At 42.8% G+C, this 21,824-nt stretch carries 19 protein-coding genes; 4 read left to right on the forward strand and 15 right to left on the reverse strand.

What is annotated here, in order from left to right; all coding sequences use genetic code 11:
• Nucleotides 1-99: 99 nt before the first annotated feature.
• Nucleotides 100-1,221 (forward strand): M20/M25/M40 family metallo-hydrolase, encoded by a 1,122-nt coding sequence (locus ACKI5G_RS04375; RefSeq protein ID WP_407398007.1) that lies wholly within the window; start codon nucleotides 100-102, stop codon nucleotides 1,219-1,221.
• Between the two features lie 85 nt (nucleotides 1,222-1,306).
• On the opposite strand, the gene ACKI5G_RS04380 is transcribed toward ACKI5G_RS04375, so the two are convergent.
• The 7 genes from ACKI5G_RS04380 to thiT form a co-directional block, all read right to left on the reverse strand.
• The gene (locus ACKI5G_RS04380) at nucleotides 1,307-1,996 is read right to left on the reverse strand and encodes a Flp family type IVb pilin (protein WP_407398009.1); all 690 of its coding nucleotides are present in this window, start codon (nucleotides 1,994-1,996) and stop codon (nucleotides 1,307-1,309) included.
• Nucleotides 1,997-2,167: 171 nt separating this feature from the next.
• Nucleotides 2,168-3,676 carry a methyl-accepting chemotaxis protein gene (locus ACKI5G_RS04385; protein ID WP_407398011.1) on the reverse strand — a complete coding sequence of 503 codons (1,509 nt, stop codon included), beginning with the start codon at nucleotides 3,674-3,676 and terminating at the stop codon, nucleotides 2,168-2,170.
• A gap of 673 nt (nucleotides 3,677-4,349) precedes the next feature.
• Complete coding sequence (gene rd, locus ACKI5G_RS04390; RefSeq protein ID WP_071997179.1) at nucleotides 4,350-4,508, reverse strand: rubredoxin; 159 nt, start codon at nucleotides 4,506-4,508, stop codon at nucleotides 4,350-4,352.
• A 55-nt stretch (nucleotides 4,509-4,563) separates the two neighbouring features.
• The gene (locus tag ACKI5G_RS04395; RefSeq protein ID WP_407398013.1) at nucleotides 4,564-5,685 is read right to left on the reverse strand and encodes a GTP pyrophosphokinase family protein; all 1,122 of its coding nucleotides are present in this window, start codon (nucleotides 5,683-5,685) and stop codon (nucleotides 4,564-4,566) included.
• Nucleotides 5,686-5,840: 155 nt separating this feature from the next.
• On the reverse strand, nucleotides 5,841-7,541 hold the full coding sequence (locus tag ACKI5G_RS04400; protein ID WP_407398014.1) for a carbon starvation protein A: 1,701 nt from the start codon (nucleotides 7,539-7,541) through the stop codon (nucleotides 5,841-5,843).
• A 36-nt stretch (nucleotides 7,542-7,577) separates the two neighbouring features.
• Nucleotides 7,578-7,892, reverse strand: coding sequence for a hypothetical protein (locus ACKI5G_RS04405; RefSeq protein WP_407398015.1), 315 nt, complete (start codon nucleotides 7,890-7,892; stop codon nucleotides 7,578-7,580).
• A gap of 155 nt (nucleotides 7,893-8,047) precedes the next feature.
• Nucleotides 8,048-8,587, reverse strand: a complete 540-nt coding sequence (gene thiT, locus ACKI5G_RS04410; RefSeq protein ID WP_407398017.1) for an energy-coupled thiamine transporter ThiT — start codon at nucleotides 8,585-8,587, stop codon at nucleotides 8,048-8,050.
• 228 nt (nucleotides 8,588-8,815) lie between these two features.
• Between thiT and ACKI5G_RS04415 the strand changes: the two genes are divergently transcribed.
• Nucleotides 8,816-10,924: a hypothetical protein gene (locus tag ACKI5G_RS04415; RefSeq protein WP_407398019.1), complete on the forward strand. Its 2,109-nt coding sequence runs from the start codon at nucleotides 8,816-8,818 to the stop codon at nucleotides 10,922-10,924.
• A gap of 81 nt (nucleotides 10,925-11,005) precedes the next feature.
• On the opposite strand, the gene cdd is transcribed toward ACKI5G_RS04415, so the two are convergent.
• Both cdd and ACKI5G_RS04425 read right to left on the reverse strand, forming a co-directional pair.
• Nucleotides 11,006-11,431, reverse strand: coding sequence for a cytidine deaminase (gene cdd, locus ACKI5G_RS04420; RefSeq protein ID WP_407398021.1), 426 nt, complete (start codon nucleotides 11,429-11,431; stop codon nucleotides 11,006-11,008).
• Nucleotides 11,432-12,265: 834 nt separating this feature from the next.
• A complete protein-coding gene (locus ACKI5G_RS04425) occupies nucleotides 12,266-12,790 on the reverse strand; it encodes a cysteine hydrolase family protein (RefSeq protein ID WP_407398022.1) in 525 nt (174 codons plus the stop codon).
• 197 nt (nucleotides 12,791-12,987) lie between these two features.
• On the opposite strand from ACKI5G_RS04425, the gene ACKI5G_RS04430 reads away from it, so the two are divergent.
• A complete protein-coding gene (locus tag ACKI5G_RS04430) occupies nucleotides 12,988-13,416 on the forward strand; it encodes a MarR family winged helix-turn-helix transcriptional regulator (RefSeq protein WP_407398024.1) in 429 nt (142 codons plus the stop codon).
• Nucleotides 13,417-13,488: 72 nt separating this feature from the next.
• The gene (locus ACKI5G_RS04435) at nucleotides 13,489-14,640 is read left to right on the forward strand and encodes an acyltransferase family protein (protein ID WP_407398026.1); all 1,152 of its coding nucleotides are present in this window, start codon (nucleotides 13,489-13,491) and stop codon (nucleotides 14,638-14,640) included.
• Between the two features lie 134 nt (nucleotides 14,641-14,774).
• Here ACKI5G_RS04435 and ACKI5G_RS04440 read toward each other — a convergent pair whose 3' ends face one another.
• The 6 genes from ACKI5G_RS04440 to ACKI5G_RS04465 all read right to left on the reverse strand — a co-directional run.
• A complete protein-coding gene (locus ACKI5G_RS04440) occupies nucleotides 14,775-16,337 on the reverse strand; it encodes a nitrite/sulfite reductase (RefSeq protein ID WP_407398028.1) in 1,563 nt (520 codons plus the stop codon).
• Between the two features lie 33 nt (nucleotides 16,338-16,370).
• Nucleotides 16,371-17,396 (reverse strand): aliphatic sulfonate ABC transporter substrate-binding protein, encoded by a 1,026-nt coding sequence (locus ACKI5G_RS04445; protein WP_407398030.1) that lies wholly within the window; start codon nucleotides 17,394-17,396, stop codon nucleotides 16,371-16,373.
• A gap of 57 nt (nucleotides 17,397-17,453) precedes the next feature.
• The gene (locus tag ACKI5G_RS04450) at nucleotides 17,454-18,257 is read right to left on the reverse strand and encodes an ABC transporter ATP-binding protein (protein ID WP_407398032.1); all 804 of its coding nucleotides are present in this window, start codon (nucleotides 18,255-18,257) and stop codon (nucleotides 17,454-17,456) included.
• A 25-nt stretch (nucleotides 18,258-18,282) separates the two neighbouring features.
• Nucleotides 18,283-19,047, reverse strand: a complete 765-nt coding sequence (locus ACKI5G_RS04455; RefSeq protein WP_407398034.1) for an ABC transporter permease — start codon at nucleotides 19,045-19,047, stop codon at nucleotides 18,283-18,285.
• A gap of 17 nt (nucleotides 19,048-19,064) precedes the next feature.
• On the reverse strand, nucleotides 19,065-19,982 hold the full coding sequence (locus ACKI5G_RS04460) for a glycyl-radical enzyme activating protein (protein ID WP_407398036.1): 918 nt from the start codon (nucleotides 19,980-19,982) through the stop codon (nucleotides 19,065-19,067).
• A gap of 38 nt (nucleotides 19,983-20,020) precedes the next feature.
• Nucleotides 20,021-21,824 (reverse strand): pyruvate formate lyase family protein (locus tag ACKI5G_RS04465; protein ID WP_407398038.1); only part of this gene is annotated, 1,804 nt, incomplete at its 5' end.

The following is a 21,824-nucleotide window of genomic DNA, read 5'->3' on the forward strand; positions in this document are numbered from 1 at the left end:
GAAAAATTTGAACAATGGCGTTATAATTAAATGGACTCGAAACTCGGTGAGGGGGAACTCTTTCACCGAGTTATCTTTTGTAAGGAAGAAGGAATATCTATGATAAATGAACAGCGTGTGCTGGATGAGTTTTTGGAATTGGTGCAAATTCGCTGTTCCACTCATGATGAGCGTGAGATAGCTGACCTGTTGACAAAGCGTTTGGAGTCCTTAGGTGGTACTGTGAAGGAGGATAATGCCGGCAGTAAAATCGGTGGCAACACCGGTAATCTGGTGGCAGATTTCCCTGGCACTATTGAAGCTCCTACTACAATGCTTACGGCCCACATGGACTGTGTTGAACCATGCGAGGGTGTAAAGCCTGTTATAAAGAACGGTATTATTCGTTCCGATGGCACCACTATTCTTGGTGGCGACGACAAGGCCGGTGTAGTGGCTATTTTAGAAACACTGCGTCAGCTCAAGGAGAATAAGCTCCCTCACGGTCCACTTCAGGTGGTGTTCACCGTGGCTGAGGAAAATGGTGTTCATGGTTCCCAAAATCTTGATACCAGTCTCCTCCACTCTGATTTCGGCTTCACCCTTGATACCCATAATCATCCAGGTTCCATGACCTTTATGGCTCCTGGCAAGAATCAGATCAAGATTCACATTGAGGGCAAGGCAAGCCATGCAGGTGTTGACCCAGAGGCAGGCATTAATGCCATCTGCGCTGCTGGTATGCTTATCGCTGATGCTCCTCAGGGGCGCATCGACGAAGAAACTACCTGTAACCTTGGGAAAATCGTTGGTGGATCCGCTACCAATGTTGTGGCTGAAAGCTGTGACGTATTCTACGAAAGCCGCAGCCGTGACAAGGCAAAGCTGGATAGGATTACCAAGGACATCTGCGACCACTTCGTAAATGGTGCAACCAAAACCCGTTGCAGGATTACGGCAGAGGTTAGTCCTGATTATGGCCCATATTGCCACGAAAAGGATTCCACGGCTATTAAGGCGGCAGTTAAAGCCGCTGAAAAGCTGGGACTTCCTGTAAATCTTGAGGAATCCGGCGGTGGCTCCGATGCCAACCACTTCAACACCTACGGTGTCCCTACCGTAGTTCTCTCTGTTGGAATGGAAAATGCCCACACCAAGGATGAGTACATTGAAATTAAGGATTTGTACGACTCTGCAAGATGGACTTTGGAAATCGTAAAAACCGTAGCTGAAAGCAAATAAAAATAGTTGCCCCCTATTGGAGGCAAAAAAATGAGGTTAGCTAATTATTTGGCTAACCTCTTTATGTTGCAGTTAATTAAGGACTTTATTCAACATTTACCGTTAAATCCTCTTTATTACCAACTCCAGTTTGCGGATTAACAGACAAAACTATCCTTTTCACCTTATTATCGCTATCATATTGTATATTCGTTATTTTAATACCATTACCAGTTTTCTGGCCACCATATACAGCTTCAGCATTATTAAGAGCATAATCTGAAAAGAGATATCTTTTTGTAGTGTCATACGATGAACCGTCAGCAGCTCCAGTTGCCCAATTATAGAAATCTCCAGTATTTTTTGCTACAGCACCACTAGTATCAAAGCTGGTAGATATTAAATTTCCTTGTTCATCTCTGTTTTCCACCAAGTGTCCTAATAGTATATTAGTATTACCTGAACCTGAAATATTATAATTATTCTTGAGATCATCTTTACTCATCCCAATAAAATGCTTGCCAATATTTGTCAAAAACTCCTTATCAGATTCCAGGCGTGCCTGGGCAGATGCTGTATCAGCAAGCAAATCAGAAGCATTCGCAGTCGCCCATCTGTCCTGCTCCGTCTCAACTCCCAAAGCCTGGGCCACTCTGGTAAAGGTATTGGCAATAGCACTATCAATTCCACTGCCCTGCATGGCTACAGCAATAGCCAGAATAAACGCCAGCAACAAGGCATACTCCACTATCCCTTGTCCCTTTGGTCTTTTAACATCTCTTAAATTAATCAACATAATGAATCACCTCTCTATAAACATTATGCCTTTTCATAAAACACCCTCCTGTTACTATATTATCGCAATTAGTGGATTTTAACTTAATTTATATTACCCTAATTTTAAAACAAAAATAGGTGAAAATCCATGCTTTCACCTATTTTAATATCATTTTAATCTTATGCTGTTTTAAACCTTAAACTGTCTTACAGCCTCCTGCAACAGCTCTGCCTGAGCACTAAGCTCCACAGAAGCAGAAGCGCTTTCCTCCGCGGTGGCAGAATTGGTCTGCACTACATTTGATACCTGTACAACTCCCTGATTAAGCATTTGCAATGAAGAATTCTGCTTGACAGAGGCATCGGCAATTTCACTGACAAGGGATGCCACCTGACCTACACCATCCTTGATGCTCTTTAACGCCTCGGAGGTTTCATTGGCCAGCTGGGTTCCGAGATTAACCTTAGTGATTGATTCTTCAATAATATCCGTGGTTTCCTTGGCAGCCTTGGCACTTCTGGCAGCCAGATTTCTTACTTCCTCTGCTACTACTGCAAACCCCTTGCCGTGCTGGCCGGCCCTGGCCGCCTCAACAGCTGCATTAAGGGCCAAGATATTTGTCTGGAAGGCAATCTCATCAATTACCTTAATAATCTTGGCTATATTGTTAGAGGATTCATTTATATCCCCCATGGCCTTTAACATTTCATTCATGCGCCTGTTGCCCATATCTGCCTTGCTGTTGGCATCACTGGTAATATTGTTGGCATGCTCAGCCTTCTGGGCGTTCTGGGCTGTCTGATTTGTAATCTCCTGAATCGTGGCAGATAACTGTTCCACAGAAGCCGCCTGGGTGGTTGCACCCTGAGCCAGCATATTGCCACTGTCAGAAATATTCTTGGAGCCTGCGGCCACCTGGGATGCAGAAACGCCGATACTCTTCATTAGCTCATGCATGGTGTTCTTCATTTTATTAGTATTTATTGCCAGCTGAGCCAGCTCATCACTGCCAATAACTGTAATATCTCTGGTGGTAAGATCACCGGCAGCAATTCTGGTCATGGTCTCTGTAACATCATACACGGCATTCATCTTGCGGTTAATAATGTAAATAGAAACTGCACCAACAATGAGGAATAAAACGACTGCGGCCATTGCCATCTTAAATAAGAATTCCCGTTCCTGAGCAATAACAGGTGCACTTGGAGCACCCACAAAAAGCATTCCCACACGCTTGCCACTACCGTCTAAAATAGGCTGATAGCAGGTATAATATGGTATGCCAATTACATCCGCCTCCACATTGGCAACCTCACCTTTTCCCATTACCGTGGCAACAATATCCTCATTGGCCTTGGTGCCAACTGCCCGCTGACCATCCTTCATAACATTGGTGGAAACACGGGTATCATTGTTAAAAATAGTAACCGCTTCCTCCCCGGCCAGGGCATCCAATTCGCTGGAAAGGCCCTCCATCAAAGTATTACCCTTGTACAGCTTGCCCTCTTTGAGATTCCACTCACCGGGATACTTGACTTCAATCAGCTGCTCTACCCTCTCAGCCACATCCGCAACCTTGCTGATATAGGCTTCATCAAAGCCCCTTGCTGAATTTATGTAAGCCAGAACCCCCAGCAATACACACGCAACCAGCAAACAACCATCCACAAATATTACTGCCTGTGTTTTTAATTTCATACTCTTCCCTCTTTTCAGCGAATTGAGCCTAAAAATCTGACTTGCATTTCCGAACACAACTTTACACCTGTAAAATTCGCTATGATATATAAAATATCCTTTATTGGTATTAAATTTTTAATATAAATACATTTTTCATTTGCAGAATTTTCCAAGAATTACTATTTAAATGATATTTATTCGCATTTTTTTAATTCTCTTCACAAAGGTACCCAAAATAAGTATAATAAAGATACAGACAAAATATTCAATAAAGTCTGACTCTTTTTTCTAACCAAGCAAGATGAAAGCATACATGCTTTCATCAGCCCTTACACGAAATCTAAAGTTCATCTGCATCTTTCAGATTTGATGAACTAAGATTTCATAGTAAAAAAGGGGGTGCATAGGTGAATTTCAAAACGGATGCTATTTGGTGTGAGGTTTTATGGTAGAAGGTGATGTAATAATAGACGACCTTCTGGAAAACGTGGAAGCTGACCGGTAAGCAGTCGTCGAAAGTTGATGTATTTTTGCCGATTATTAACTGCCGAATTATTAATTACCGTGTTATTAACTATCGTGTTATTAGATGCCGTTTTATTAACTACCGAATTAGTATAATTTGTACAGTCAAAAAGCAGGATTCCTGTTACAGGGACCCTGCTTTTCTTATGTTTTTATTTATGCCTTTTTAAACTTTTTCAAACATATCCTTGGTGACACCGCAAATTGGGCATACCCAATCATCAGGAATATCCTCGAAAGGTGTGCCTGGAGCGATACCGCCATCTGGATCCCCCACCTCAGGATCATAAATATAACCGCATGGTCCACACTGATACTTGTCCATAATAACTCTCCTCTCAAAAAAACATTTATATAATATAATTATACAACTAACTTAATCACACATCGCCCCAAATACCGGAAATCCACTTGCTTTCATTTACCAGTCGCAGCTTACGGCTAAGCTCAAAGAGCGCATCAGTATCATGCTTAATCTTTTCCTCATTGCCACTGGCAGATAAGGCATAAAAACGCTTAACCTGCTCTCTGGTGTACTTATTCTTTATAAGAAACGCCTGACATAAATTATTAAAGAGCATATTGGTAGTAAAGAATTCCGTGTGGGTCTCACGGGCAAAATATCTGGTGAGTTTCAGCATGGTATCACTGTATTCAAGCAAGGCTCCATACAAATCTCCCAAAGTCTTGAGTTCAAACCAGAAAAGGTGCCGCAAATGATTGTAGGCCGGCGTTGGCAAATATTCCAGCTGCAAAGCTGTGCTATACATTTCAATGAACTCATGATACTCATCATTCTTGGCAAGGTACTCGTTAAGAGTTACCTCATCCAAAGGCAATATCTGGTATTCCCCATGGGCAATCTGATGGATGATTCCATCCTTGTACTTCTGAATATTTTCACTCAGCTCCACAAACTGGTTGTCGGCTATCTCCAAAAGACCCGCGATTCGGGAAAACTCACGGCGTATTGCACTAGGAACACCAAAAGAACTCTTGTAGCCCAAATCATGCTCTATTTCAGCCCAGGCATGCTGCAAAACTGTACGTATCTGAATCTCACAGCGAATTTTACAAAGCTCCTCATTATAACCGTCCTCAGGACGCAAAGAAACAATATTATGGAGAGAAAGATAACCAAACTGAGTTGCCGTAAGGGCAGCCCGTTTGTCCACGGAATTTTCCTCATCCACCACAAAGGTTTCCCGCAAAGCCTCGGAAATCTTGTCCACAGTATCATTCAGGTAGCAAATAATACGGGCACCACAAAGGTCAGTTATATCATAAATAGAAGAATATTTACCACTTTTGCGGCGCAGCTTATCTGCCAGACTATCAACTGTCTTTATTCGGTGGCTGACTTCCATCGTGAAGAAATTATGCTTTTTTATCATCTCCGTCAATTTATTATGAAGGATTTCACCTAATTCATTATAGGTGTCAATGTTCTTTGAGTAAGTCTGAAGTATTTCTTTCTCCTTGCTCAACAAATCACCGTACATAACTTCTCCCCCAGCATCTGTGATAATATAACACAAATCTATCCACTTACTCTAATTCTCCACCAAAAAGAAAATTCCTGCAAAAAAAGGAACACTTGACAAAAAGCAAGTGTTCCTAAAAAAAAGACTTTATTTTTTATCTTTATAAAGACATCTTACATCCCAGCTACAGGCTCCTTGGATTCTTCCTCTTCATCCTCTACTCGGCCAGAAATAAGCTCCTTGCCGCAGTGCTTAACCACCATAACTGCCAAGGTCATAAGAGCCAGGGCCAATATAAGCTGGAGACCATCCACCATAAACACAAATTCACCAGTACCCAGCTTGGTATAAATTCCCATAACACTGAGAACCAATGCGCTCATGGTAACCAGGAACATAAAGGTCATTGGTACATAAAGCATCCAACCCTTGCGGCCGGTAGTACGGAGGAATACAGCCAAAGCAATAAGAACAAGCGCTGACAGGAGCTGATTGGCTGCGCCAAAGAGCGGCCAGATGTTCATATAGCCTGCCAGACACAGGAGATAAGCCAGTACAAGGGTAACTGCAGTAGATACATAATTATTACTGAAGAATTTTGCCAAAGCATTCTGTTCTTCCCCTTCATCAGCCGCAAACAGCTCCTGCAGGGACATACGACCGATACGGGCCACAGAATCAATAGTAGTCATTGCCAAAGCAGATACACACATGGTCATAAAGCAAACTGCCACGTGCTGTGGAAGGCCAAACATCATAAAGAAGCCCCCAACTGCCCCGGCAAAAATCTGGAACGGAGTACCCTGTGGCAACACTCCGCCAGATGCAGCAGAGCAAACGATTACCAAAGCAACTACACCCAACAGTGACTCAACAAGCATAGCTCCATAACCTACGGACAGCATATCCTTTTCATTATCGACAGTCTTGGAGGAAGTACCGGATGAAACGAGGCTATGGAAACCAGACACAGCACCACAGGCAATGGTGATAAAAAGAATTGGGAAGAGGCTAAGACCGTTCACCTCGAAGCCAACAAAAGCAGGCATGTTAATAGTAGGATTTGCCACCAGTACACCAATAACCGCTCCTGCCAGCATACCCAGAAGCAGGAAGGAGGAAAGATAATCACGAGGCTGCATCAAAAGCCACATAGGAAGTACAGAAGCAATAAAGCAATAACCAAATACCACATAACGCCATACAGTGGCATCAAAGTACATAGGAAATGCGATACCTGCAGCCATCATGCCCAGGAACAGAACAAAGCCCACAGCCAGCTTTACACCCTCCTTAGGCTGGAATTTACGGATGAAGAAGCCAAAGCCCATGGCCACGAAGATATACAGCATGGAAATTGATGCTGCGGAAGCATTTGGTGCTGCCAAACTGCCATCCTTAGCAAAACCATTGAAGGTATTGGCAACAATATCTGCAAAAGCGGCGATTACCAGCAATGTGAACAACCAACAGAACAGCAGGAACAGGCGACGACCTGTTTTGCCTACATACTGTTCAATAAGCATCCCCATTGACTTTCCCTGATTTTTCACAGAAGCATAAAGCGCAGTGAAATCCTGAACTGCACCAAAGAATACACCGCCCACCAGCAGCCAGAGAAGTGCAGGAAGCCAGCCAAACATTGCGGCAATAATTGGTCCTGTAATAGGGCCTGCTCCTGCGATTGATGAAAACTGATCAGCAAATACTGTAAACTTTGATGCTGGCGAATAATCCTTGCCATCCTCAAATTCATGGGCAGGAGTTTTGGCATCCACGTCAATACCCCAGGTGTTTACAAGCCATCTGCCGTAAACCAGATATGCAGCTGTAAAGAATACAATTGCAAAACCAACGACCATTAATCCATTCATAATTAATTCCTTCTTTCCAGATTAATAATAGAAACATTAGGCCTCACAACACCAAACAAAAAATCCTTCGTCCTCAATTTCCTGAAGACGAAGGATTAACTCCGCGGTACCACTTCTCTTGCTGCCTTTACGGACAGCCACTTTATAACAGACCATCATCTGCCCTTTTTGATAACGGTGAAGACACCGGAGAAACTTATCCCAACCTAAACCGGGTTCAGCCCTCTGCTGACAGGTGATAAAATACAGAATCCACTTTGCCTCACTCACACCACATTGAAGCTCGCTGAAAAGCACTACATCTGCACTCGCGTCCTGAGTCTTTGCATTTGTGTTGTTTTGTTGTGACATATAGTAACACTATCCCTATTATTGGTCAAGAGAAATATTTGATTTTGTAATATTTTTTTATAAAATCAGCAATCTGTCAGACAATTGTGTGCAAATCATCCTATTTCACAGGACAATATTCTACACTGTCCACTATCAGAATACATTATTGCATTTTAAATAGATTCATTCTTCATAGCCGTAATAATTCGCTTAGTTGGCAAAAAATGAAGAATAAGACAGCAAATTATCATCTCTGGTACAACAGTGGTTCCGTTGTAAACAGCAGAATACATCACAGGAGAGATTCCCTCCGGTGCGTATGAGCCAAAAAACACCACCCCGGAAATAAAGTGAAACAGGAACTTAACACAAAAAGCTATAACAGTTCCTAAAATTATCCTCTTTTTAAACAAAGATACTACTGCCATGGCCATAAATGGGAATGGATAATCAAACAATACCTGAACGGGATGATAAAAATACGGATTCATAATAAGTCCAATAAAACCACAAATAAAACCCGCCAAAAGAGTAATGCGACAACCATAACAGCAGGCCAGTAATATAAGAGGTATCATAGTACCAAAGCCCACATCGCCACCCTGGGGCATCTTAAAAAAATGAATCTGATTAACCACTGCTGTCATGGCAATAACCAGAGCCGTGCGTGAAATTATTTGCGCTGAAAAATTACTATTAGTTACCAAAAACATAATTACTACTCCAAACCTTGATTTACTAAACACTTTTACAATTATACACTAAAATATCTACATATTAAAAATAATTAATTATTAACTTTTATACGACATTTTTCTATCTCAAAGATTGGACTCTTTTCCCTTGCTTACATATTGCAATTTATGTAGAATTGTGTTGATGGATAATATGTATTTTAGATGGATAATTTGTATTTTATATGACGTTAGGGAGGTTTCTTCTTGGAGAAGATTAAAATTGAAAAAGGGCAAACCCTTTACCAGTGTGACGAGCCGGTAGAATTTTTGGATATCGTCCTGACTGGTGAAATTGCCATGACAGACGGCACCAATATAGAGGTAAGTCTCACCAATGGTTCCATGATAGGTGCAACCTACAAGCCAGGTGAAAGATATACCTTTAATTATGTGGCAAAGGACACTACTATCATCCTGCGCTTTGATTATGAAACCGAGGATGACATTGTAACTGCTGTAACCAGTACACCTGCTGTGGCACCTGCTATTGCTGCTGCCAACATGGAGGCTGCCAAAAATACTCTCAGTGCATTATCTGAGGCTACAGATGCTGCTAATGATCTCTGCAGGGAACTAAAATACAATTACAATGAATATCAGTTTATGTGTGTACAGCTGGAAAAGGCTCCATCAAAATATCCTCTGCTGGATGTTTTGGCGGCGCCGGAGCCTTCTGATGCCCTTTCCGGCTGGCAGGCAGATATTTGTAATGCCTTCTGTGACAACAAGGAAGAGCTGGAAAAGAGCTTCTACCCGCTCAATGTAAACTTCTGTGTTGAAACCGTTATGCGTGCCGCTTCTCTTAGCCGTTACTTCACACAGGAGCTTCTTTCTGTACTAAAATTTATTACCACTACTAAGTCCACATCTGCTGACTTTACTTCAGAATTCTACGATGTTAAGTCCCGTGTCGGCGGTGGCAGCACCGCTTCATCCGGTACTGCTCCAACCATCAAGAACGCAATTGATATGATTTTGGCATTCTCCGGTGTTGATGCCGAGGTGGCTGATAACTTCCGCAAGGATGTTAAGGCATACATAGATGTTGAGGACCGCCATTCCCACTCCGATGAGATGCGCCGTCTCCGCAGGAGTCTTTGTGATGGCTTCTACAAGATTTACGAAGAAGCGTTCTATAAGAGCTTGGAAACTGACCACCTGCCTGTAGAGGTTCAGATGTTCTTCTACTTTGGCTTCGTTGATGAGGTTATGGCTGGTAAAGCCAATACTGAATTCCTTTACAAGACCGTAGTTGGCTGGGAGAAGGATCCGCACGGACGCATACTCTCATTCTATGATTGGCTGGTGAAGATCTACAAGGGTGAGGCAATGCCTTCCAAAAATGAGTTTGACAGTGACTGGCTGGATTATCTCCGCGAAGAGGTACGCAACAACAGAATGACCCAGAAAGAGGCCGACAAGCTGAAGGAAGATGGTCGTGCCAAGGTAGATTACGAGATTCACAATATGTTCATGGGGGCCAACAAGACCACCCATGGTCATCTGGCTTCTTTCGTGCCAATGTTCAACTCTCAGGATGTGATTCGTCCACTTGATAAGTGCCTCCTTACCCCATCAAATATAAGGGCCGCCTTCCAGAAGGTTTTGGACATTGATTATAGTCTTTTCTATCGTCCAGCTCTGAAATCCTACCCTGAATTCAAGATTCAGCATTTCATGTACAACACTGAAATTAAGCCATATATTATTCTTATGCCAAATATTGGTATTCGCGGTCTTATGTGGCAGGAGGTGGAAGGCCCTCGCAAGGAAACTCCGGCACACATGATGTTGTCCATCTTCCACACTGAGGATCTGGACGCAACTGTTGTAAGGATGTGCGCCTTCTTCCGTTGGGAAATGTGCCGTCGTATCATGGGTGTACGCTACTCTGATATTTCCGAGCCATCCCTCACTTCCGAATATACCAACTATCTCCAGTTCTATCGCAAGAACGGTTACCTCTCCAGTGATGCCAAGGAAAGCATTAAAATGGCATTGCAGAAGGCCCGTAACGATTATAAGGTAGTATTTGTGGCTGACTATGAAAAGTACATCCTCAATGAGGCTCAGGGTATGTCCCGCCTTAACAAGGAAGCCCGTGAAATACTCTTTAAATACTGCACCTTCTCTGCAAAATACCGCAGTCTCCGTGGCAGCACACCACAGTATTCACAGCTGTGCGAGGCCTTTAAGCTGTCCCAGGCCAATCGTCTCCACAATCTGGATCTGACTCTCAGAAAGATGAAGAGCATTAATCCAGATGGCGTAGCTCCGGAGGTTCCTGCTGAAATCGAATTTGCAAAGCTGTAATCCTAGTTGACAGGGAATAAAATAGACTGATATCACAATAAAAGGCTCCGATTTTTCGGAGCCTTTTCGTTGTGCTTATTTTTACTTTAAAAAATCAGGGCCAAAGCTCATGGGAAGAAGCTCTGCCAAGGTCATTTCTTTAAAATCTTCTGTGGATTTTCCCATAATTACCGTAATTTCTTCGGGATTGCCAAATTCCCTCATTACCTGGCGACACACACCGCAGGGAGCGCAATAATCCTGTATTATTCCATCTGGCCCCCCCACTATGGCCACCGCCACAAGCTTTGACGTTTTATCCTGGGCAATGGCGTGGAAAATAGCATTTCTCTCAGCACATATCCCCGCCGGATAGGAAGCATTTTCCACATTCACCCCGGTGTATATTTTTCCATCAGACATGAGCACCGCTGCTGATACGTGAAAATGCGAGTACGGTGCATAGGCATGTGATATATTATCCAGTGCAGCTTGTATAAGGTCTTTGCGATTAAAATCTACAGCCATAATTCTGCTCCTTTGTATTCTAAATTTCCAATTATTCGATATTTTCTAATAACTGTGGTGTATGATGTGTGTTTTTTGATAGGTTGCTTTATATTTTATATTTTATATACTTATTTTGTTGAATTATGTAATAATTTATAAAAAATTCCCTAATTTCTTTTATGTATTTTCACAAATATGTTATAATTAAGTTGCTGCTTTCCTCTATACTACGGTAGCGGAGGAGGTGTCTTATGAACCATTTAACCTTCCTTGAATCTGTTATTGCAGGTATAGTAGCCTTCTATATTTGTAAATGGCTGGACAGATTCTTAAAATAAGCAGTCAGCCGAAGACTGAGCACGGTCTATAAACGTGCAAGAACCCCTGTGATAAGTGTAGCAGACTCATCACAGGGGTTCATCTTTTGGTGAATATGAACCATCAACCTTCTTAAACACCACTTGCCTTGCAATAATTATACCCCATAAAACATTACCTGGCAAGTATAGTTGCCTACTATATTTGCAAGTGGGTTGACAGACACCTGTTATAAGCAGCCACCCCCGACTGAGCACAGCCGTAAAAAGTGCAAGACCCTCGAAGATGATAGTTTTCCAGGCCATTCATCTATCGAGGGTCTCTTTTTGTGCCTATATGTCGTTAGTCAATCTTTCCTACAACAATTATAGATTTTTCAGAAAAAAGTCAATAAATGTGCAAGAACCCCTGCGATGTAAGTTTACCAGACCTCATCACAGGGGTTCAACTTTTGGTGCATACGAACCTCATAACATAAAACACCATTTGCCTTACGGTTATTATATACTACAGTATTTTTTTGACAAGTTTCCCTTATATAGAACTATTCCTTATCTCTATCTGACACATTTTCATGGCATTTAATGCCCCCTCGTGGCTTTCCTGGGTTACTCCGGCACAACAGGAGGCATCCACGGCAATTTTCTGCTCTGGACTAGCTGCCTTTAAGATCATGGCATTGGAAATAACGCATATATCCGTGCAAAGCCCTACCATTTCCACTTCCTCATATTCTTTCACCAATGCTGGCAGCTCCATAGAACCAAATGCCGGCTTTTTTACTACAGCCTTTGCCTTATAAAGATATGGCTGCAAGGCTGAACATATCTCCCAGCCCTTTTCCCCTTCAATACAGTGCTCAACAGGAAGGTTCTTCCCCTCCTGTGTAGAGAGATAGTCCTTATGATGGGTATCCTGTGTAAAAATTAAGTCTGTATCCTGTACAGCTTCCAGCTTTTCCACCAGCTTAGGCAGCATCTCTTGTGCCTCTTTGGTTCCCAATGCCCCATCAATAAAATCATTTTGCATATCAACGATAACAATACATTTACTTGACATACTATATACTCCCCTCAACAATAATTCTTCTGCGTAAAATTATACCGCGAAACGCCAAGCCCAGTAAACACTATCATAAAAAGATACATCACAATCCTGCACAACTTAAGCCATGAATTAAAATTTTAGTTGCAAAAAAAACATTAGGCGATTAAAATGATGTATATGCAACAAAACTCGAGGGGAGGTTAGACTGGATGTTATCTTTTAAGGACATTCCCTGCTATTATCTTAAGCTCCGTTGGGCTGAGATGCTCAGCAGAGATTTTTATAACAAAAGAATGAAGGATTGTGGCATCACCGGCAGGCAATTCACTCTGCTTTTCATCATAAAATACAATGGCGGCAGTTCATTAAGCGAATTGGGCGATATGATAAATTTGGACAGGTCCACTATTAACCGCTCCATCCAGCCGTTACTGAAAAAAGGGTTACTGGAGGACCGCAAAATGGACGGTCAACGCAACAGCAGTATCTGGCTTACGGAGCTTGGCGAAGAAGTCTTTAACGAGTCATCAAAATCCTGGAATAAGGCTCAGGAAGATTTTGCAAAGCTATACACCAAAGAGGAGTTGGAACAATTCGACTCTACCTTGGAATTATTAAAACGGTTGGAGAAGGATTAATTTTTATAACGCCATTTGATGTATATGCACCAAACACTACAAGTTAACAATTTATTTAAAGGAGCTTCATTTATGCAACGTTTATTTTTCTTGGATAATCTAAAAGCCTTCGTGGTCAATTGGATGATTTTACTGCACATAGCTTTATGCTATATCGTTATGCCACTTCCCTGGTGGTATGTCCTTGATCCCCAGCCAAGCGTCGGCTTAAATTATTTTGTTATGATTACCGACATGGTTATTATGCCAATAATGTTTTTTATATCAGGATATTTTGCCATCCGCTCACTGGCCAAGAAAACTGGCAAGGATTTCTGGATGCCAAAGTGGACCCGCATTGGTATTCCATGGCTCATAGGTATATTGATTATTGCTCCACTTACCAGCATTATAATGCCATATAGCCGTGGGCTCTGCAATGACATTTGGACAGCTCTTACAAAATATTACTGGTACGACACAGCTACTGGCGGTGCCGGCGAATTCTTTAATCAGGTTCCATTCTGGTATCTTGGAATGTTACTGCTACTCTACGCCATTGCTTACTTTATTGTTAAGCTTCGTCCATCCTATGCTCAGCAAAAGGCTCCTAGTTCCCCAAAAATTTGGTTATTCCTGGGACTTACCCTATTTACTTTTATAAATGGCATGGTCATTGATATGATTACCGGTGACGAATATCTGTGGGTAAATTTTTTCTATATTCTTAAGGTTCAGGTTAGCCGTGTCTTATTGTATGTACTCTACTTTTTCCTCGGTATTCACGCCTGGCGTCGCCACTGGTTTGAGGAAGGCTGTTATGTTCCTTCTGCCACCAAGTGGACTCCATTGTTTATTATCTCCGCTGCCTTTATTGACTGGTCATTTATTCATAGTCCGGCCATAGTAAGCAGTCCATTGGAATTTCTCTTTTATATTTCCATTAGTCATGCCATGTTGCTTACTTCCAGTGTGTTTGCACTTTTAGGCATATTCTACCGCTTCTGTAATTTCACTAACAATACTCTGGGAAATCTGGCGTCTACCTCATACACCATGTATTTCTGCCATACAATTTTCATCTTTTGGCCATCCCTTTATATGATGAACATGAATATTCATGCCTTCTACAAATTCATCATCGCCGTTATTATTACCTGGCCAATAACCTTTATCTGCGGCAAGTTGCTGCTCAATTCTTCATTGTTCGCTGGCAGTAAAAAGGCAAAGATTACTTCTCCATAAAGTAATCCCATATTAACCTCAACCAAATAATTACTAAATAGTCCTACAGTTAATAGCAGATTAAACACAAAAAGTCCTATAATTATTGCAATTACTCTTGCATTTGTCATAGGACTTTTAATATTTACATAAATTTAAGGCAAATACTTGGCAGCCACCTCAGACACGCCATTAGGATTAAGGGCAAGCCACTCGTTATAACCAAGACCCGTATATGCCACAGCAGAACCAAGCTCCACAAGGAATTCTGGAATATCCTTTTCAAACAATACTCCCAGCTCCTGGCCAAACACTTCCTTGCCCTCCACGGACTGACCGTTAATGGTCAGAATATAAGCACTCTGCTTATCCCGTACAGAGCCTCTAAATCCAATGGCAACAAGCTGCGGTGTAGAGCATGAGCCTGGACAGCCACAGATATGAACAGGTGGCAATGCTCCATCAGGTATTCCAGCCTTGCGGACAGCAGCCACACAATTATGGATAAGGGCCTGAGAATCCCGTACTCCAGCCTGACAAATAGCTGCCCCTATGCAGGCAGAGGCCATTTCGAAGGTGGTGGTAGCAGTGTCCTCGGCAGTGATATTAATAATCTTTCTGGCTTCAGCACCAGTAAGATTAACAATATAAGCCGTTTCATCAGGAGATAAGCGTATTTCTGCCTCCTTTATATCAGCAACAGCATCCGCCAGCTTCAAGAATACAGCAGGATCCGGGGTACCACCTATTGGATGATAAACCACACTGTAGAGCCCCTTCTGCTTTTGTGGAATAGCCCTTGGATGGCTAATTACAGAACGTCCTATTTTCTTTACCCGTGGGATTTCAACATTGAAATCAAATTCCGTACTGCCGTCAGTGCGTTCCTTTACTACCTCGGCCAGCTTTTCAGCAAAGGCCTCACGATATTTTGCAGTACCGCCAAGGGACTCCGGAATGTAGCGTGAACGGGCCCTGGCTCTGTTTTTATAATCGCCATAGGCTCTGTACACATTTACCATAGCCTTAACATAGAGGAAAATATCTGAAGGCTCTACACCCTCACCTACCCTTATGCCCACCTTTGGATTAGGACCTACGCCACCAGCACTGTACACATCAAACTTGCCGTCAGCACGGGCCACAAATCCCAAATCTCGAATAGTGGCATGGGATACATTTTTTGGCGATGAAGAAAAGCCAATTTTTAGCTTACGTGGCAACAAGCCTGCTTTTATAAACTTCAGTGCATATTGGCCAACCGCCTCTGCATAGGGCTGCACATCAAAATATTCGAATCTGTCCAAGCCTGAAAGAGGTGAACAGGTTACATTGCGGGGATTATCTCCGCCGCCCCCCATGGTCACAATACCTACATCCAAGGCCCCTTCCATAATATCCAGCAATGGAGTTAAGCCAAGATTGTGTAACTGAACTGTCTGACAGGTGGTAAACTTAATTTTATTAATATTATGCTTTCTTATAGCATCTGCTATAAATGCCAGCTTTTCCTTAGTCAGATGGCCAGCCGTCATACGCAGACGAATCATACTGAGCTTTGGCTCATCGCCCCGTTGGGCATAACTGCCAAAACCACCGGAAATTCCCTTGTACTCATTTCTTTTCAATTCACTAGCATAATATTTTTCTGCCGCTGGTTGAAATTCAGTATGTATTTTTTCGCGCCATACCTCAATTTCCTGTTCAGTAACACTCATCTTAACTCTCCCCCACTTACAAATCTTTACATGTTACTTTAAAAATTGCTCCACATTAGCATTTTTTAAGTATTCACGATTGACGAACTTGCTGATATCATATTCTTCCTTAAGGCGGCCAATGCTTACCAGGAACTTGATGGTATCGTTCAAGCCGGCAATATCCTTATCATCTATTATAACAGTATAATCATATTTTTTAATAACCTTTTTTACCTGCTCAGGCTTCAAGGATAAATATGCAGCAACCTTGTTAAGAGTTGCATCATCAAGGTTAGCCAGCTCCTTTACGCCACGGGCATAATTCTTGATTATTACGGAAATAACTTCAGGGTTTGCCTTGGCATATTCAGCTCTTGCCACCAAACCATTTACACCAAGTAAATCAACCTTTGTACCATCACTGATAATTCTACCAGTGCCATTTTCCTCCAAACGGGTTACATTTGGCTCCCAAATTGCCACAGCATCAGCCTCACCATTTACCAGTACAGCCTCTGCATCACCGGCGGAAATATTAACCAGCTTTACATCATCAATAGTCAACCCACCAGACTTTAAAAATTTCTGAGTAAGGTTATGACCGGTGGATCCAACTACAGTGGCAATGGTTTTACCCTTAAAATCGGCAGGGTTAGATAGCTGATTATTCTTTCCTGCCAATACTGCGTAGGAAGCAGGACCTTCGCAGGTGATAGCCACAAGCTCATTCTTCTGGCCTGCAGCAATAGCGGATACGATTGGCACATCGCCGATTACTCCTAAATCTGAGCTGCCGGAGGCCAAAGATTCATTCATTGGAGGACCAGATTCAAAATTATTCCATTTTACAGTTACCCCCTGAGCCTTTAAATCTTCCTCAATCCAGCCCTTTTCCTTGGCCACAAAAAGTGGAATAAAGGCTGCTGACGGCTGAATGGCAATATTTACTGTTTTTGCCTTGTCACCAGCACCCTGATCAGTGCCGCAACCACCCAAGATACCGCTTACTACGGTCAGTGATGCCACAAGGGCCACGGATACCAGCTTATTAATTTTTTTCTTAACATTTAACAACATATAAATCCATCCCTTCTCCATATATTTAATCATAATTTTTTAAAGCTACTTAAAATACTAAATACTGAAATCCTCAGGTATCTTCTCATCCTCAAAGAATTCCTCATATATCTTTTTCTTTACCTGCAGAAACTCATAACTGTTACGGTCCCTCGGTACTGGGAGATCCACCTGTACTTCCAGCTTTATTCTCCCTGGCTTTGAGTCCAACACAATGATATGGTCAGCCAAAAAGACAGCTTCCTCAATATCATGGGTTACCATTACCATAGTGGTACCCGACTTGCGCTGAATGCGCTTTAATTCTTTCTGCAAAGCTATTTTAGTAAAGGCATCCAATGCTCCAAAGGGCTCATCAAGGAGCAGTACCTCAGGCTTATTGACCAAAGCTCTGGCAATACCGGCCCTTTGTGACATTCCACCGGACAGCTCCTTTGGATAGGCCTTTTCAAAACCCTTCAGCCCAACCAGCTCAATGTATTCCTGAACCAGCTTTTTCTTATCTTCCTTTGGAATGCCAGTTAAAACATATCCTACATTCTGTTCCACCGTCAGCCACGGAAACAGACGATGCTCCTGAAATACTATGCCCCGTGATTTGGACGGGGCCACCACTTCCTTGCCACCGATGATAATCCGACCGCCATGGTCGCTGTCAAGTCCGGAAATTGCACGGAGTAAGGTGCTTTTGCCGCATCCGCTGGCACCTACAATACAGAGGATTTCTCCCTTGTCCATGGAAAAATTAATATCCTCCAGAACATTAAGCCGTTGTTTCTTCTGCTCAAAATATTTGCTAACATGATCGATCACCAGATATGGCTCCTGTTTCAACAGAGCGTTTGCTGTCACTCCACCCATATACAGCACCTCCCCTTAATAATTGTTAAATCCAGCGCAGTGTTTTCTTCTCTGCAAATCTAAGCAGAGAATCCATAATCTTTCCCACGATACCAATGGTAAGCATTCCCACTATAACTACATCAGTCTGACCAAACTGGCGGGCATCCATTATAAGGTACCCAAGCCCTGTAGTTGATGAAACCAGCTCTGCGGCCACCACGCACATCCAGCAGGAGCTGAGTCCAGTTCTAAGACCTGTAAATATATTAGGTGCCGCCCCGGGAATTACCATGAGGCTGATATGCTTCCAAAATGGTGTTTCCATTGAACGGGAAACCTCCACCAGCTTTGGATCAGTTTGATGAATCCCATCCACCACATTGATAAGAATGGTAAAGAAACCACCTAAGAAAATTAAGAAAACCTTGCCGGATTCACCAATACCAAACCAAAGAATTACCAATGGAATCCATGCAATGGGCGGTATGGGCTTTATCATCTGAATAATAAGCTCGGTTACCCTATCAAGATGCTTGGACAGACCGATCAATATTCCCAAGGAAATCCCAAGGAATGCCGCCAGTAAATACCCCTGAAGCACCCTTGATACGCTGATAAACATATTGGTAAACAATGCTCCATCAGCCACCAGCTCAACTATGGTTTCCAAAATTGAGTTTGGTGCCGGTAGAATAATGGTATTCAGATGTCCTCGATTTGACATTATAGTCCATACCGAAATAATTGAAATAATCAGTGCCAAATACTCTATAAAATATCCTGTACTTCGAAATGCCTTACTGACCATTGACTACACCTCCTGTTTCAAACAACACGTTTAAATACAAAGCTCGCTACACTTTTTAATTCATTAAATTCATCCTGAGTCAGCTCAACCTTCCCCATAGGATATTCACGGTGTAATGCCTCGTATTTTGGAACCCCCAGCCTATGATATTTTAAAAGCTCCCATTCCAGATTTTCTCTGCTTTCAAATGGTTTGAGAAACTTTCCTATGGCTATTATGGCCTCCGGATTATCATTCACTCCTGGTATTACCGGGGTCCGTATTCTAAAGTGAACCTTAGGGAATTGCTTTAACAGCTTCTCTATGTTGCTCAATAAGCGTTGGTTTGATAATCCCGTCCATTTTTCATGTAGCTCACTGTCCATCACCTTTATATCCGTCATGTAGTAATCTATATGACGGGCTATACCTTCCACCACATCCCACTCAGCGTAGCTGGTGGTCTCAATGGCAGTTCTTATACCGCTGTCATGGGCATTTTTCAGCAATGCCTCGGCAAATTCAGGCTGTGCCAATGGCTCCCCGCCACTAAGGGTCAGTCCACCTGTGGCGTCAAAAAATGGTTTTTGTTCTATTAAAATATCAATGAGTTCCGATACTTTATATTTTTTTCCAATTATATGAAGTGATTTGGTGGGACAGGCCAGCTCCACTTCTTCCTGAGAAGGTATTGAACCGACCCGCCCTGATTTATCACCCCAGTTCACTTCTTCATTTCTAAAGGTAATATTATATTCAGAAAGTTGTTTCACACAGCTGCCGCATTTAAGGCAGCTTCCCTTGCTCCAGCCAAGCTCCAGGTGAAATTTCTGGGTTTCAGGATTTGCACACCACTTACAGCGAAAGGGGCAGCCCTTAAAAAATATAACTGTTCTTATTCCAGGACCATCCTCCAAGGAGAAGTGCTGAATATTTGTTATAATCCCTTCTTCCATCAGAAATCCCCCTTTCGTTTTTTCTAATTCTTAATATATTAAGCTGATAATTCATGCTCAGTACGCTGAATAATATCCTCCTGCAAATCAGGTGACAGCTCCACAAAATATGCACTGTATCCTGCCACCCTTACCAACAGGCTGCGATACTGCTCAGGATGCTTCTGGGCCTTCAGCAGGGTTTCGCGGTTAATTATGTTGAACTGCAAATGCCACAGCTTCAGCTTGCACCATGCTCTTATAAGGGCAATTATCTTGGCGTTGCCATCCTTGCCGGCCACTGTGGACGGGCTGAGCTTAATATTTAAAAGCCTGGAGGCACGGTTTATATATTCTGTATTCTTGGTATTAAAGTTAGATAAAAGTACCGCTGTCGGGCCATTTATGTCAGCTCCCTGTGAAGCAGATGAGCCATCAGAAAGAGCTGTTCCGGCCCTGCGTCCATTTGGCAACGCGCCAACCACCTTTCCGAATGGTACATTTGCTGACTGTGATACATATCTAAGGTCTATATTTACACCGAGATACTTGGCATTTTCCTGGGCAAATTCCACACCCACCCGATCTATTCGCTTGGCAATTTCATCCACATAAGGATCATTATTACCATAGGCCGGTGAATGGAGAAGGCGCTGACGCACATCCTCATAGCCTTCATAATCTGCATCAATGGCTGTTAAGACCTGCTCCCATTTCAAAGCCTTATTGTCATATACATTTTTCTTGATTGCCGCCAGACTATCAGCTACAGAGGCCAGACCTATGAAATCAAAGTAGCCCAAGTCTATACCACCAGGGATGTGCTCACTATGAAGATCCAGCCCGTTTTTCATGCAAAGAGCATGAAGGGCAGACCCCAACGGAGAGGCAAAATGCTTTGGTCTAGTACGGTTGGCAATATACTGCTGGCGGAAGGTCTGCTTTAATACGAATTTTTCCTGGGCGATAAAAGCCGTTTCAAAGTCTTCATAAGAAGCAAAATCCTGTGGATTGCCAGTTTCTATGGTAAGAAGCTCATCACCATATTTTGCCATACGGCCATTTCTGAGGGTCAGCTCCATTACAGCCCCAAGATTCAGAAAAGCACATGGTGTAGTGAAGGTATCAAGGTTTGGCATTCTAACCTCAGTACAGCCAGACACTGCATAATCACGGGCTGAAGCTATATCTGCCCCCTTGGCTACCAGCAGAGGGATAATTTCCTCATCGTTAAGCAGCTTAGGGAAGCCTGCACCATCACTAATGGTTGTAGCCACCTCATCGAGATACTCCTGAGAGGCACCACTATGAACTCTGGCAGCCAAATCCGGGTAATTAAGCGGGAATTCCCGCTTGTTCTCCAAAAGGATGTAGGTCAAGTCATTTACTGCATCATTGCCATCCTTATCAACACCACCTACAGTTACGGCCTCCCAATGGGCATAGCCTTCATTAAATTTTACTCCGGCTGGACTTACATAAAGGTCCTGATACTGGGCCATTCCCAGCCACATGCACTGGAACAATTCCTTAACAAAATCCTTGGTGATCTTGCCTGCCTCTATATCCTTCTTATAGTAAGGATACAGATACTGGTCCATACGACCATTGGAAATGGTAGCGCCAGTCTTTTGCTCCAAACGGGAAAATAACTGGATAAACCACTGGGACTGAATTGCCTCATAGAAGCTCTCTGCCGGGTATCTAGGAACCTTGGCTGCAATGCGTGAAATCTCCAAAAGCTCTTTACGTCTAGCTTCATCCTTGGCAACATCTGCCAGACGTTTTGCCTCATCACTGTAACGCTGAGCCCACAAAATAATCGCATCAGAAACAATAATTACTGCCTGATAAAACTCCGCC

It is taken from the genome of Anaerovibrio sp. (genome assembly GCF_045637405.1).
In the GTDB taxonomy this organism is placed as follows: Bacteria; Bacillota; Negativicutes; order Selenomonadales; family Selenomonadaceae; genus Anaerovibrio.